Below are 13,030 nucleotides of genomic sequence, written 5' to 3'. Positions count from 1 at the left end.
AGGAGATCCCCCATGCTCAAGCGACACGCCCGCGCGGCGTGTACCGCCCTGGCCGCCGCCGGGCTGCTGCTGGCCGCCACCGGCGCCGTTGCCACCGCGGCCCCCGCGGACTCCGCCGACACCGCCCGCCCGCAGAAGTCGGCCTCCGCCACCCTGCGCACCGCCGACGCCCCTCCCGAACTGCTCGCCGCCATGCAGCGGGACCTCGGCCTGACCCCCACACAGGCCAAGGCCCGCCTGGCCCACGAGGCCGAAGCGGGAGCCACCGCCGCCCGGCTCCAGGCCCGGCTCGGCGCCGCCTTCGCCGGAGCCTGGCTGGACGGTGCCGACGCGGGGACCCTGACCGTGGCCACCACCCGGGCCTCCGACGCGGCATCGATACGGGCAGCCGGGGCCCGGGCGAAGCTCGTCGGCCGCTCGCTGGCCGAGCTGGACACGGTGAAGGCCTCCCTGGACCGGGCCGCCACCGCCGGGACCCCGGTCCGCTACGTCGACCCGCGCGGCAACACCCTGGTCGTCGAGGAGACCCGGCCCGGGGCCGCGCACGCCCTGCTGGCGGCCACCGGGACCGACGCGGCCCTGGTCACGGTGGTCCGTACCGCCGAGGCACCGCGCCCGCTGTACGACCTGCGCGGCGGGGACGCGTACTACATGAACGGCAGCGGCCGCTGCTCGGTCGGCTTCCCGATCACCAAGGGAACCGTGAACGGATTCGCCACCGCCGGGCACTGCGGGCGGGCCGGGACCACCACCAGCGGCTTCAACCAGGTCGCCCAGGGCTCCTTCCAGGCCTCGGTCTTCCCCGGCAACGACATGGCCTGGGTGGCGGCGAACGCCAACTGGTCCTCGACCCCCTACGTCAAGGGCAGCGGCGGGGCGAACGTGCAGGTCACCGGCTCGGTGCTGCAACCCGTCGGGGCCTCGGTGTGCCGCTCCGGATCGACCACCGGCTGGCACTGCGGGACCGTCCAGCAGCACAACACCAGCGTCACGTACCCCGAGGGCACCATCTCCGGTGTCACCCGTACGACGGTCTGCGCCGAGCCCGGTGACTCCGGCGGCTCCTACATCTCCGGCAGCCAGGCCCAGGGCGTCACCTCGGGCGGCTCCGGCAACTGCTCCAGCGGGGGAACCACCTTCTTCCAGCCGCTGAACCCGATCCTGTCCGCCTACGGACTGACCCTCAAGGTCACCGGAACCGACCCGGGCCCGGGCCCCGGCCCGGGCGACCCCGAGCCCGGCGGCACCTGGAAGGCCGGCTCCGTCTACGCGGCGGGCGCCACCGTCACCTACGGCGGCGCGAGCTACCGCTGCATCCAGGGCCACCAGGCCCAGACGGGCTGGGAGCCGCCCGTGGTCCCGGCGCTCTGGCAGCGGCTGTAGGCCGCCCACGAGGACAGGAGGCGCCGTGGCTGCCAAGGGGGGAGCCACGGCGCCTCCGGCCGGAGCACCGGATCGCCGGATCACGGCATCCCCTGATCACGGGATCGCCGATCAGGGGGTACCGGGGCCGCTCTTCACGGTCGTCCAGCTGCCGCCCTTCACCGCGTACACCGTCAGCCGGCGGTTGACCGTGTCGCCGTACTCGTCGAAGGCCACGCGACCGGTGACCCCGTCGAACGCGAGCGCCGACACGGCCTGCGGCATCTTCGCCCGGGCGTCCGAGGGGAGGGTTCCGCCGTGGGCCTCCACCACTGCCTTCACCGCCTCGATGACGGCCCAGGCCGCGTCGTACGCGTAGGGGCCGTACGAACCGGCCGCCTCCGGGTAACCCGCCTCCTGGTACTTCTTGAGGAAGTCCCTTCCCCCGGCCAGCTCCTCGGCGGGAACGCCGATGCCGGTGGCGAGGTCCCCCTCGGCCTTCGTGTTCTTCGTGAGGAACTGCTGGTCGAAGATGCCGTCCCCGCCCATCAGGGGGATGGTCAGCCCCGCCCGCTTGAGCTGCTCGGAGAGCGGCCCGGCGGTGTCGTAGTAGCCGCCGAAGTAGACGGCCTCGGCGCCGGAGGCCCGGATCTGGGCGGCCAGGTAGGAGAAGTCCTCCTGCGCGGGATCGATCCGGTCCGTACCCACGACGGTTCCGCCGAGCTTCGTGAACGCGGCACTGAACCCGGCAGTGAGGCCGGTGCCGTAGGCGCTGTTGTCGTCGATCAGGTAGAGCTTCCGCTTTCCGGCCTCGTCGTGGAGGTACCGGGCGGCGAACGGCCCCTGGTCGACGTCCGTGGCGACGGTGCGGAAGTAGGTCGTGTACGGGCGGGACTTCGAACCCTTGGCCCAATGGGGGCCCAAGGTCAGCACGGGGTCGGTGTTGGACGGTGACACGTTGACGAGGCGCGCCCGCCCGAGCGGTTCCGCCATGGTCTTGGCGACCCCGGAGGTGAGCGGCCCGACCAGGCCGAGCACCTTCGCGTCGTCGACGAACCGCGCGGCGTTCGGCCCGCCCTTGGCGGGAGAGGCCTCGTCGTCCAGAGCCTTGATCTCGAAGTTCACGCCGGGTACGTGCCCGGTGCGGTTGGACGTCCTGGCCGCCAGGTCGGCGGAGTTCTTCATGCCCGCACCCATGGCAGCGAGGTTGCCGCTGAGCGGTGCGTCCACCCCGATGACCACCGTGACGCGGGAGGCCGCGGAACCGCTGCCGGGCGTCGCGCCGCCGGGCGGGTCGTCACGGGTCAGCTTCCAGGTCAGAACGGAGCCTGCCGCGAGCGTGACCATGGCGACTCCCAGCACGGCGGAGCGCCGCCTGAGGGCGCGCCGGCGGGCGGACGCCTCGTCCTCGCCCCGCCCCCGCTGGTCCGGCCGGCCGAGCGAGATCAGATCCTCGGCCGGGGGAACGGCAACGGGCGGGGTGGTCGGCCGATCCGGCAGGGGCAGGGGGAGGGTACCGGGCACGTGCGCCGGTACGGACACGCGCGGGTCGGTCTCCGCGCTCGTCTCCGAGTTCCTCCCCGCGCTCGCGTCCGTCCGGGACCCGGAGGACCGCAGCGCCGCCGCCAGCAGCCCGGCCGCCTCCGCGGCGCCGACGCGCTGCGCCGGATCCTTGGTCAGGAGGGCGTCCAGTACGGGGGCCAGCAGGCCGGCGTGCGTCGGCGGCCGGTACGGGCGGGTGAAGACGGCCACGGCAAGGGCGTGGAGTCCGTCGGCCTCGAAGGGCGGGCGTCCCTCGACGGCGTGGTAGAGGGTGGCGCCGAGCGCCCACAGGTCGTTGGCCGGGGTCGGGCGCTTGCCTTCCAGCTGCTCCGGTGGCATGTAGTGCGGGGTGCCGATGACGGTCCCGCTCCGGCTGAGCTTGGTGGTGGCGTCCGCCAGGTGGGCGATGCCGAAGTCGGTCAGGACGACGCGGTCCTTGGTCAGGAGCACGTTGTCCGGCTTGATGTCGCGGTGGACGATCCGTGCGTCGTGCGCGGCGGTGAGCGCGCCGAGCAAGGCGGCCCCTATCTCCGCCACGCGCTGCACGGGCAGCCGGCCCTGTTCGCGGATGGCGGCGGCCAGGGACTGCCCGCGGACGAACTCCATGACGATGACGGGGGCGCCGTCGTGCTCGACGACGTCGTGGATGGTGATGATCCCGGGGTGGCTGAGAGTGACCGCCGCGCGGGCCTCGCCGGTGAAACGCCTGAGCAGCGTCGCGCGGTCGCCGTCGTCCAGCCCTGCCGGGAAGATGATCTCCTTGACGGCGACCTCGCGTCCGAAGAGCTGCTGGTCGACGCCGCGCCAGACCCGCCCCATACCCCCCTGGCCGATGCATTCGACCAGGTGGTACCGGCCGGCGATGAGTTCGGAATTCTGCTCGGTCACGCGCACACTCTAGGACCTGTTGGACCGGCCGGGTGACGGAATCATGGCTTGATCGCGCGCTCCGGAACGTCGTGCCGCATGCCGGGGCGCCGCGGACGCCCAGAGGTGCTACAACTGGGTGCGTGACCCTTCCTTGCCACCCGTGCCTGGTGTGTCGGTGCGGTCACTCCTAGGCAACAGACTGAGAAGCGTCGCCGGACAGGTGTTCGTCCTTCAGGTGGCGATCGTGGTGTTGCTCGCCGCCGGCGCACTGCTGTCCCTGCTGCTCCAGTCGCGGCACGACATCGACCGGGAAGCACGCAACCGGTCGGTCGCCGTCGCGGAGACCGTCGCCCACTCCCTGGGCCTGCAGGCCGCGCTGAAGTCGTCGGACCCGGCCGCCGTCCTGCAACCCCTCGCCGAGACCACGCGCAAGGCCTCCGGCGTGGATTTCGTCGTGGTGATGGACACCAACGGCATCCGGTACAGCCATCCCCAGCCGGACCGCATCGGGAAACGGTTCGTGGGCACGATCGAGCCCTCCCTCGCCGGACAGGTCCACACCGAGAGCGTGCAGGGTCCCCTCGGCAAGGAGATCCAGGCCGTGGTGCCGGTCACCGCGGCCGACGGCCGGGTCGTCGGACTGGTCTCGGCCGGCCTGACGGTGAAGAACGTGACCGGTGTCGTCGACCGTCAGCTCCCCGTCATCCTCCTGGCCATCGCGACCGGCCTGGCCCTGGCCACCGGCGGCTCGGCGCTGATCAGCCGACGGCTGCGCCGGCAGACCCACGGGCTCGGCACGGAGGAGATGACCCGCATGTACGAGCACCACGACGCGGTGCTCCACGCCGTCCGCGAGGGGGTGCTGATCACGGACGGCGACGGGCGGCTACGGCTGGCCAACGACGAGGCCAAGCGGCTGCTCGACCTGCCGGAGGACGCCGAGGGACGCAGCGTCGGCGCCGTGCCCGGCCTGGACCGCCGGATGTCGGACCTCCTGCTGTCGGGTCGCGTGGCCACCGACGAGGTGCTCGAAACGGGCGACCGGCTCCTCGTGGTCAACCAGCGGCCCACCCACCCCGGAGGCCGCCGGGAGGGGGCCGTGGTCACCATCCGGGACTCCACCGAGATGCAGGTCCTGACGAGCCGGGCCGAGACGGCCCGCAGGCGGCTCAAGCTGCTGTACGACGCGGGAGGCGTCGTCGGAACGAGCCTCGACGTGGTGCGGACGGCCGAGGAACTCGCCGACGTCGCCGTGTCCCGGTTCGCGGACTACGTCACGGTCGACCTGGCCGACTCGGTGCTCGACGGCGACGAACCCGGTGCCGACGCCGACATGCGGCGCACGGCGGTCAGCGGCGTCCGCTCCGACCACCCCCTCTACCCCCGCGGGTGGCTGATCGCCTTCCTTCCCTCCACCCCTCAGGCGCGCGGCTACGGCACCGGCGAAGCGGAGCTCGTCCCCGACCTGGCCGATGCGCCGGGCTGGCACGCCCAGGACCCGGAGCGGGCCCGGGCCATCGTCGACTACGGAATCCACTCGCTCATCGTGGCCCCGCTCAGGGCCCGGGGCGTCGTACTCGGCGTGGTCAACTTCTGGCGGTCGCAGAAGCCGGAGCCCTTCGACGAGGACGAGCTGTCCCTGGCCGAGGAACTCGTCGCCCGGGCGGCGGTCAGCATGGACAACGCCCGCCGCTACACCCGTGAACACGCCCTCGCCGAGACCCTCCAGCGCAGCCTGCTGCCGCGCGCCCTGCCCGAGCAGAGCGCCGTGGACGTGGCGCACTTCTACCTGCCCGCCCAGTCCGGGGTGGGCGGCGACTGGTTCGACGTGATCCCCCTGCCGGGCAGCCGGGTCGCGCTGGTGGTCGGAGACGTCGTCGGGCACGGACTGCACGCCGCGGCCACCATGGGGCGGCTCCGCACGGCGGTGCACAACTTCTCCACCCTCGACCTGCCGCCCGACGAGATCCTCGCCCGCCTGGACGACCTCGTACAGCGCATCGACCGCGACGGGGCGGCCGACGACCTGGACGGCGGCGTACTGGGCGCGACCTGCCTGTACGCCGTCTACGACCCGGTGTCCCAGCGCTGCACCATGGCGCGGGCAGGGCACCTGCCACCCCTCGTGGTCGCTCCCGACGGCACGACGGACATCGTGGACCTGCCGGCCGGGCCTCCGCTGGGGCTGGGCGGCATGCCGTTCGAAACCGCGGAGCTGCACCTGGCGGAAGGCAGCCAGCTCGTCCTGTACACGGACGGACTGATCGAGGAGCGGGCCCGGGACATCAGCGAGGGGCTGGAACTGCTCCGCGCGGCGCTGAGCCGGCCGGACCGCGGCCCGGCGGAGAGCTGCCGGGCCGTACTCGATCACCTCCTGCCGGCCCGTCCGGCCGACGACGTGGCGCTGCTCATCGCACGGACGCGGACCCTCGGTCCGGACCGGGTCGCGGAGTGGGACATGGCGTTCCAGCCGGATGCGGTCGCCACCGTGCGGAGCTTCGCGGTGAAGCAGCTCGACGCATGGGGCCTGTCGGAGATCGGCTTCGCCACCGAGCTGATCCTCAGCGAGCTGGCCACGAACGCCCTGCGGTACGGCAGCGCGCCGGTGCGGGTACGGCTGCTGTACGCCCGCACCCTGACCTGCGAAGTGTGGGACGGCAGCAGTTCGGCCCCGCACCCGCGCTACGCCGCCACCACGGACGAGGGAGGCCGCGGCCTGTTCCTGGTGGCGCAGCTCAGCGAGCAGTGGGGCACCCGCTACACGCCCGAGGGCAAGGTCATCTGGGCGGAACAGGCCCTCCCCGGCGCTCCGGGCGCCGGCGAAGCGTCCCCCGCGGCCTTCCTCGACCTGGAACCCCTCTGATCCGACCCGCCTCCCGGACCATCGCGGTCAGACCTCGCCGCGCCGGCCGCCGGTCGCGACCGCGCGCCCTTCGATGAACAGCTTGAACCGCTTCAGGTCACCCGCGACCTGCCGCTTGACGAAGCCGAGCCTGTCGGCGGCCGTCTCGGCCAGGCCGTCGGGGACCCAGTTCATGTGCAGGACGACCTCCGTGGTGGTCGCGTCGACCGGCTGGAAGGTGACGAGCCCGGCCTGGCGGGGCTCCCCGCCGACCGTGATCCACGCGACGCGCCGGTCCCGGAGCTGCTCGGTGATCTGCGCGTCGAACTCGCGCTGTACCCCGTTCACGTTCGTCACCCAGTGGGTGAGCGTGTCCGTGCGCTGGACGATGCGTTCGACCCCTTCCATGAAGACGGGGAAGTCCTCGAACTGCGTCCACTGGTCGTAGGCCGTGCGTACGGGGACGTTGACCTCGACGTGTTCCTCGACGTGCGACATGCGCATCCCTTCCGTGTCGTCAGCAGCCCGCACCCGCGGGTGCGGTCGTCCGTCAGGACGGCTCTCCGGGCGCGGCTACCCGACCTCGGTGGACCCATGCGCGGACCGGCCGACCCAACGCGCCACTGCGTTCACGGGGTTGGCGTCGTACGTCCCCGAGCCCCTGATGCCGAGACCGTGCCGTAGGCCCGGAGGTCGTCGGCCGGGTCGCCGGGGCGGCCCCGCAGTGTGGCGTCCAGGAAGGCGAGGGTGGCCGCGGCGACGACGCGCGGGCTGTCGGTGCGGCCCAGGGTGCCGACGATCGCGGGCACGGGCGGGAGGTAGAGGGGGCCGTCCATGAAGGTGAGGTGCCCGGCGCCGGGGACGGTGAGCCGGTAGCTCGTCGCGGTGTTGTGTGCCAGGGCTTCGGTGAGCCGGGGCAGGTAGCGCGGGTCGGTTCCGGAGGTGATCTCCTGGGTCAGCGCGAGCACCGGCTGTTCGAGGGCGGGGGCGGTGGGGCCGTGGGGGTAGCCGTCCAGGTCGACGACGGCGTCGAACCGGCGGTCCTGCCGGGCCGCCTGCAGGGCGGCGGCTCCGCCCAGGGAATGGCCGGCCGCCGCGGTACGTCCGGTGTCCAGGCGTCCGGTCAGCGGGTCGGAGCCCTCACCCTCGTTCAGGCGCTCCAGCCGGGTGAGGACGAAACCGAGGTCGGCGGCCCGGACGGCGGTCCAGCCGGCGGCCAGTTCGTCGTCCTTGTCGCGGTCCCCGGAGGAGACGGTGGTGGCACGGATCGTATGGCCGTCGGCGAGGACGACGACGGCGGAGTCGTACGGATGGTCGAGGGCGGCGACCAGGTAGCCGTGGCTGGCCAGCTCCTCCGCCCAGGCGGTGTTCTGGGACCGCACCCCGCCCGACCCCGGCGAGAAGAGGACCACCGGGAACCTCCCGCCCCCGACAGCCACCGGGGCGTCGACGACCGCGCGGCTGTGGGCCTGCGCGACCCCGGCGACCAGGAAACCGGGCAGGCCGACCCCGCCGGCGAGGGCCGCGGAGACGGTCCGCGCCTCGTCCTCCGTACGCCCCAGGTATTGCGCCCGGGGGACGCCCGCAGGGCTCTGCTCCGCCGGGTACCAGAGCTGGACCACGACCGTGCGCCGGTCCTCCGGGTCGGCGGTGAAGCTCTCGGGGCGCAGCGGGTCGGTCCACTGCACCACCCGCGTGCCGACCGCGAAGGCGCCCGTCGGCTCCGGGAAGACGGGCACGGGGAAGGCCCAGGCGGCCACCGGGCCGGTGGCCATCAGGCCCGCGCAGGCCAGCGATCCCGGCAGGGCCAGCCACCAGCGGGCCCGCCACGCGGGTCGGCCGGTACCGCGCCGCAGCAGGGGCGGGAGGGCGAAAGCGGAGGCGAAGGCGGCGCCTGCCAGGACCGGCAGCATCTGCCAGCGGATCCCCACGACGCCCAGCACGATCGCCGACGGTACGAGGAAGGCCCCCGCCACGAAGGCGACGGGGCGACGGGCGGCCGGGGGGAGCCAGCGCGCCGACAGCAGCACGACGGCGCCCAGCAGGACGAGGACTTCCGGAAGGGACAGGAACAGTCCCGGGATGGTTTCGGTCACCCGGCCAGGCTCGGCGCCCGGCCCCCGCCGCCGCATCGGCCCCCGGTCGCCACCGCATGCGACCGGGATGGCAACCGGGGGCGGGCCCGGTGCGACCGGGGTGGCAAGCGGGGACCCCGGACCGGCGCCCGGACTGCGACTGCGGGAGGTGGCGGGCCTCCTCCTGTGGTCGTACCCCGGCCCCTCGCGTTCCGACGCCGGGCTCATGTGCGGCGCGCACCCGCGGCCTAGGCTGCGGGCTGTACGCGGTGGCGGCCCCGGCCGGGCCGCCACGACGACCGATGCGGAGAGGTGTGACGGTGCGCCACCGGGACCGGGTACCGCCCCTGGTGCGGGACGCGGTACTGCCGCTGCTGCTCCTGCTCCACGTCGTGACCGCCTACCCGGCCCGGGAGCTGCCGGTGGCGGCGGCACTCACCGCCGCCCTGGCCCTGCCCCTCCTCTGGCGGCGCCGGGCCCCGCGCGCGGTGTTCGCCGCCGTGGCGGCCGCGGCCTCCGTCCAGTGGCTGGCGGACCTCCAACTGCCTGCCGCCATCGCCCTGCTGGTGGCCCTGTACACGGTGGCCGCACACACGAGCCGCCGCGGCACGCTGCTCGCCGCCGCCGTCGTGGAAGGCGGGGCCGCGCTGGCCTGCCTGCGCTGGTCGACGAACGGCGCGCTCCTGACCCCGTTCATCGCGCTCTCCGCGACCGTGGTCGCCGCCGCCGTCCTCGGGGTGAACGTGCGGACCGGCCGGGCCTACCTCGCCGCCGTGCAGGAGAGGGCCGAACGGCTGGCCCTGCACCAGGAGCAGCAGGCGCTGCTGGCCGTCGCGGAGGAGCGGGCCCGGATCACCCGCGAGATGCACGACATCGTCACCCACAACCTGTCGGTCATGGTCGCGCTCACCGACGCGGCCGTCTACGCGCAGCACAGGTCTCCGGACCGGGCCACCGCCGCGATGCTGCAGATCTCCGAGACGGGCCGACAGGCCCTCACCGACATGCGGCGCTCGCTGGGCGTCCTGCGGGCCGACGAACCGGACGCCGAGCGCCACCCACTGCCCGGCATCGACCAACTGGACTCGCTTGCCGCGCAGATGGCCGCCGCCGGACTGCCGACCGGCCTGGAGGTCCGCGGCGGCCACTCCCATGTGCCGGCCACCGCACAGCTCACCGTCTACCGACTTGTGCAGGAAGCCTTGACCAACACCCTCAAGCACACCCCCGCCGGCACGCGCGCGACGGTCCTGGTCGAGTGCTCGGCCGGCAGCGTCGGCGTGGAGGTCACCGACAGCGGCCCCCGGCCGGCGCGACCCGCCGCCGAGCCGCCCGGCCACGGCATCCCCGGTATGCGCGAGCGCGCAGCCGCCTACGGGGGGACGCTGCGGGCCGGGCCGCTGCCGGGCGGCGGCTGGGGTGTGCGGACCCGGCTCCTGCTGGGCAGCGGCGGGACGGTCGCCGCATGACGATCCGCATCGTGATCGCCGACGACGAGGCCCTGCTCCGGATGGCCTTCGGCACGGTCCTGGAGGCCCAGCCCGACATGGCGCCGGTCGGCGAGGCCGCGGACGGTGCCCAGGCCGTCCGCCTCGCCCGGGAGCTGCGGCCCGACGTCGTCCTGATGGACGTCCGGATGCCCGGGACGGACGGGATCGAGGCGACCCGGCAGGTCGTCGAGGTCTCCCCGGGGAGCAGGGTGCTGATCCTCACCACGTTCGACCTGGACGCGTACGCCTTCGCCGCGCTCGGCGCAGGCGCCTCGGGCTTCCTGCTGAAGAACACCCGGCCCGAGGAACTGCTCACCGCGATCCGGAACGTCGCTGCGGGCGACGCGGTGCTCTCCCCGCGGATCACCCGGCGCCTGCTGGAGGACTTCCGCCCGCACCTGGCCGACGGCAGCGCCGCCGTCCGCGACGAATGCCTGGACCGGCTCAGCGCCCGGGAGCGCGAGGTACTCGTCGAGGTCGGCCGCGGCCTGTCCAACACCGAGATCGCGGCCGCCCTGCACCTCGCGGAGGCGACCGTGAAATCCCATCTGGGACGGATCCTGCTCAAGCTGGAGCTCCGCGACCGGATCCAGGCCGTGGTCTTCGCCCACGAGAACCGGCTGGTCTCCCCGGCCTGACGCCGGTGCCGGCTTCACGCAGTGGGGGGCGGGGTGGTGGAGGGCTCGCGCCACATGGGCCAGAGGGTGGGGCCGTCCTGCGGGAGACGGAGCTCGGAGACGACGCGGAAGCCCAGCCGTTCGTAGAAGGGAACGTTGGCCGCCTTGCTCGACTCCAGGTAGGCGGGTTGCCCCAGCCTGTCGCAGTCGGCCAGCTGCTGGCGCAACAGTGCCGACCCGACCCCCGTCCCCTGGAGTCCCGGGTCCGTCCCCACGGACGGCAGGTACCAGTGCGGAACGTCCGGATGGGAGGCGTGCATCAGGTTCTGGACCTCACCGGCCCGCGACATGCCCCGGAGACCGAAGACGCGCACGTAGGCGGGGAGCGCCAGCAGCTCTCGTACCGCAGAGCCCTTCCAGCGCCCGGGCCCCGACCACAGAGCGGCCGCCAGCAGCCGCCCGTCACCGGTCGCGGCGACCCGGACGCCGCCCGCACGAGGGCGCTGCTGGCGCTGGGCGAGCTCGAAGTAGCGGGCGATCCGGCGCTCGCGGTCGGCCGAGGCGGGGACCATCCACGCCATCACCGGGTCATCGGAGAAGGCGCGGGCCAGCAGGGCGGCGACCGCCCCGGACTCGGAGGGCCGGGCGAACCGGATGCCGTACCCGGCGATGGGCGGTGTCGGTGTCGTACGGGTGCTCATGGGTCCACGCTAGGCAGCGGTCCCGCCCCCCTCCGGCCGCGGCCGAAGGACACGCCGTAGGGACCACCCGGCGCCGCCGCCACCACTGGGCCGTGTGCACGACTGGGAACGCAGGGTGAGATTCGGGGCTCTGGGTGGTGACCCGCCCCACAGGACCTTGGTCATGTACGAGGCGGGATCGTAGTCCTTAAACGTCCCTTACCTGCCCTCTCGCATGGGCTTTGACCTGGGGTGATGTGTGGCCGGTGGGTGGGGGGTCGTTGCGCCTGGGCTGCGAGGGCCACTAGTAAGAGGGGTTGTTGCCAGGCGGGTGCTACCCCCGTAGAACTGGATGAGTCGCAGGGCGGACGGAGTTCCCCCGGGTACACACCTGGTTCTCCCGCTCCCGCCACCGATCCCCTCTCCTTCGCGTGAGTGGCTCACGCACGTCTTTGGCGTGTCTGCGACCGTCCTTGTTCCCGTCGAAAGGTTGCTCCGTGTCCAACGCCGTCATCCGCCGTATCGCCGCTTCGAAGAAGACCTTCGCGGGTACCGTCCTGGCTCTGGGTGTTGCCGGTTCCATGCTGGCCGCTGTTCCGGCGCAGGCTGCTCCGATGGGTGCGAAGGCGATCGCCCAGCAGATGATCAAGGACCCGGCGCAGTTCGCGGCGTTCAACAACATCGTGTCCCGTGAGAGCGGCTGGAACCACACCGCGACGAACGCTTCCTCGGGTGCTTACGGTCTGGTCCAGGCGCTGCCGGCCTCGAAGATGGCTTCGGCGGGCTCGGACTGGAAGACCAACCCGGCGACCCAGATCAAGTGGGGCCTGGACTACATGAACTCCCGTTACGGCAGCCCCGAGGGTGCCTGGAACTTCTGGCAGACCCACCACTGGTACTAAACCGCTGGTGGAACACGACCACGCGACGCCCGACCGGTAATCCCACCGGCCGGGCGTTTCCGCATACCCGGGCCCGTAGGCGCCGGACGGTCAGTGCGCCGCGGGGTCGATGTTGCAGCTGGCCCGGCGGCGGCCGATGGTGACCAGCGCGTGGTGCAGGGCGTCGAGGTCGCCGCGCCGGACGTCATGGATGGCCCCGTGGACCGCCTCGAGTCCCGGGCTGATCGCCTCGTACACCTCGTGCGGGTCGCGACGCAGGATGATCCCCGTGGGAGGGTCGAAGGACCGCAGGGCGCGAACGAGGGTCCGACGGTCCTGTTCTCCCTGAGCGTCGGGTCGGTGGAGGGTGACCACGGCGATGTCCGGAAGCAGCACGCGGGCTTGTGCCAGGGCGACGTCGGCATCGTGCGCGTGGGCCACGATGCGGAAGTGCGGGCCCGTGTGGATGCACGCACGGAGGGCTTCCAGCTCGGCACCGTCCGCCACACCCGTCACCAGAACGGTCATCATTGACCCCATTCTTCATGAAATCTGCACTTTTGGTAGAGGGAGGTGTGGCGGACGGCCGAATGCAGCGCGTGCCGGGAAGAGGGCGAGGTGTGCGTAAGGTCGGCACGGCCGCCGGCGCATCCGCCGTGGTGCCGACCTGG

Annotated in this window: 10 protein-coding genes; 5 read left to right on the top strand and 5 right to left on the bottom strand. The window is 73.1% G+C overall.

From position 1 onward, the window contains the following. Nucleotides 1-12: 12 nt before the first annotated feature. Entirely contained in the window at nucleotides 13-1,383 is a 1,371-nt protein-coding gene (locus tag ACZ60J_RS01445; protein ID WP_469677968.1) for a carbohydrate-binding protein, read from the top strand. A gap of 111 nt (nucleotides 1,384-1,494) precedes the next feature. On the opposite strand, the gene ACZ60J_RS01440 is transcribed toward ACZ60J_RS01445, so the two are convergent. Beyond that, the gene (locus tag ACZ60J_RS01440; RefSeq protein WP_469677966.1) at nucleotides 1,495-3,792 is read right to left on the bottom strand and encodes a bifunctional serine/threonine-protein kinase/ABC transporter substrate-binding protein; all 2,298 of its coding nucleotides are present in this window, start codon (nucleotides 3,790-3,792) and stop codon (nucleotides 1,495-1,497) included. A 202-nt stretch (nucleotides 3,793-3,994) separates the two neighbouring features. Here ACZ60J_RS01440 and ACZ60J_RS01435 point away from each other — a divergent pair, with 202 nt between their 5' ends. Further along, on the top strand, nucleotides 3,995-6,637 hold the full coding sequence (locus tag ACZ60J_RS01435) for a SpoIIE family protein phosphatase (protein WP_469677964.1): 2,643 nt from the start codon (nucleotides 3,995-3,997) through the stop codon (nucleotides 6,635-6,637). A gap of 27 nt (nucleotides 6,638-6,664) precedes the next feature. Here ACZ60J_RS01435 and ACZ60J_RS01430 read toward each other — a convergent pair whose 3' ends face one another. After that, nucleotides 6,665-7,114 (bottom strand): SRPBCC family protein, encoded by a 450-nt coding sequence (locus tag ACZ60J_RS01430; protein WP_469677962.1) that lies wholly within the window; start codon nucleotides 7,112-7,114, stop codon nucleotides 6,665-6,667. Nucleotides 7,115-7,245: 131 nt separating this feature from the next. Next, nucleotides 7,246-8,748, bottom strand: a complete 1,503-nt coding sequence (locus ACZ60J_RS01425) for an alpha/beta hydrolase family protein (RefSeq protein WP_469677960.1) — start codon at nucleotides 8,746-8,748, stop codon at nucleotides 7,246-7,248. A 263-nt stretch (nucleotides 8,749-9,011) separates the two neighbouring features. Between ACZ60J_RS01425 and ACZ60J_RS01420 the strand changes: the two genes are divergently transcribed. Both ACZ60J_RS01420 and ACZ60J_RS01415 read left to right on the top strand, forming a co-directional pair. Next, nucleotides 9,012-10,160 (top strand): sensor histidine kinase, encoded by a 1,149-nt coding sequence (locus ACZ60J_RS01420; protein WP_469677958.1) that lies wholly within the window; start codon nucleotides 9,012-9,014, stop codon nucleotides 10,158-10,160. Beyond that, nucleotides 10,157-10,819 (top strand): response regulator, encoded by a 663-nt coding sequence (locus tag ACZ60J_RS01415; protein WP_469677956.1) that lies wholly within the window; start codon nucleotides 10,157-10,159, stop codon nucleotides 10,817-10,819. Before ACZ60J_RS01420 ends, ACZ60J_RS01415 begins: the two co-directional genes overlap by 4 nt. 14 nt (nucleotides 10,820-10,833) lie before the next feature. Here the strand turns inward: ACZ60J_RS01415 and ACZ60J_RS01410 are convergent, their stop codons facing one another. Further along, on the bottom strand, nucleotides 10,834-11,499 hold the full coding sequence (locus tag ACZ60J_RS01410; protein ID WP_469677954.1) for a GNAT family N-acetyltransferase: 666 nt from the start codon (nucleotides 11,497-11,499) through the stop codon (nucleotides 10,834-10,836). 476 nt (nucleotides 11,500-11,975) lie between these two features. Between ACZ60J_RS01410 and ACZ60J_RS01405 the strand changes: the two genes are divergently transcribed. Continuing rightward, a complete protein-coding gene (locus ACZ60J_RS01405) occupies nucleotides 11,976-12,380 on the top strand; it encodes an aggregation-promoting factor C-terminal-like domain-containing protein (protein WP_469677952.1) in 405 nt (134 codons plus the stop codon). Nucleotides 12,381-12,470: 90 nt separating this feature from the next. Here the strand turns inward: ACZ60J_RS01405 and ACZ60J_RS01400 are convergent, their stop codons facing one another. Continuing rightward, nucleotides 12,471-12,890 carry a response regulator gene (locus tag ACZ60J_RS01400; RefSeq protein WP_469677950.1) on the bottom strand — a complete coding sequence of 140 codons (420 nt, stop codon included), beginning with the start codon at nucleotides 12,888-12,890 and terminating at the stop codon, nucleotides 12,471-12,473. Nucleotides 12,891-13,030: the final 140 nt, after the last annotated feature.

This window comes from Streptomyces sp. NPDC104226, from assembly GCF_055584085.1.
Note: the sequence above shows the minus strand (reverse complement) of the source record. Positions and strands in the feature narration are given on the sequence as shown.

What these genes read in the sequence shown, in the direction of transcription:
- ACZ60J_RS01445 (WP_469677968.1), top strand. Translation starts at nt 13, where the DNA reads ATGCTCAAGCGACACGCCCGCGCGGCGTGTACCGCCCTGGCCGCCGCC.
- ACZ60J_RS01410 (WP_469677954.1), bottom strand. Translation starts at nt 11,499, where the DNA reads ATGAGCACCCGTACGACACCGACACCGCCCATCGCCGGGTACGGCATC.
- ACZ60J_RS01400 (WP_469677950.1), bottom strand. Translation starts at nt 12,890, where the DNA reads ATGATGACCGTTCTGGTGACGGGTGTGGCGGACGGTGCCGAGCTGGAA.
- ACZ60J_RS01425 (WP_469677960.1), bottom strand. Translation starts at nt 8,748, where the DNA reads ATGCGGCGGCGGGGGCCGGGCGCCGAGCCTGGCCGGGTGACCGAAACC.
- ACZ60J_RS01415 (WP_469677956.1), top strand. Translation starts at nt 10,157, where the DNA reads ATGACGATCCGCATCGTGATCGCCGACGACGAGGCCCTGCTCCGGATG.
- ACZ60J_RS01430 (WP_469677962.1), bottom strand. Translation starts at nt 7,114, where the DNA reads ATGTCGCACGTCGAGGAACACGTCGAGGTCAACGTCCCCGTACGCACG.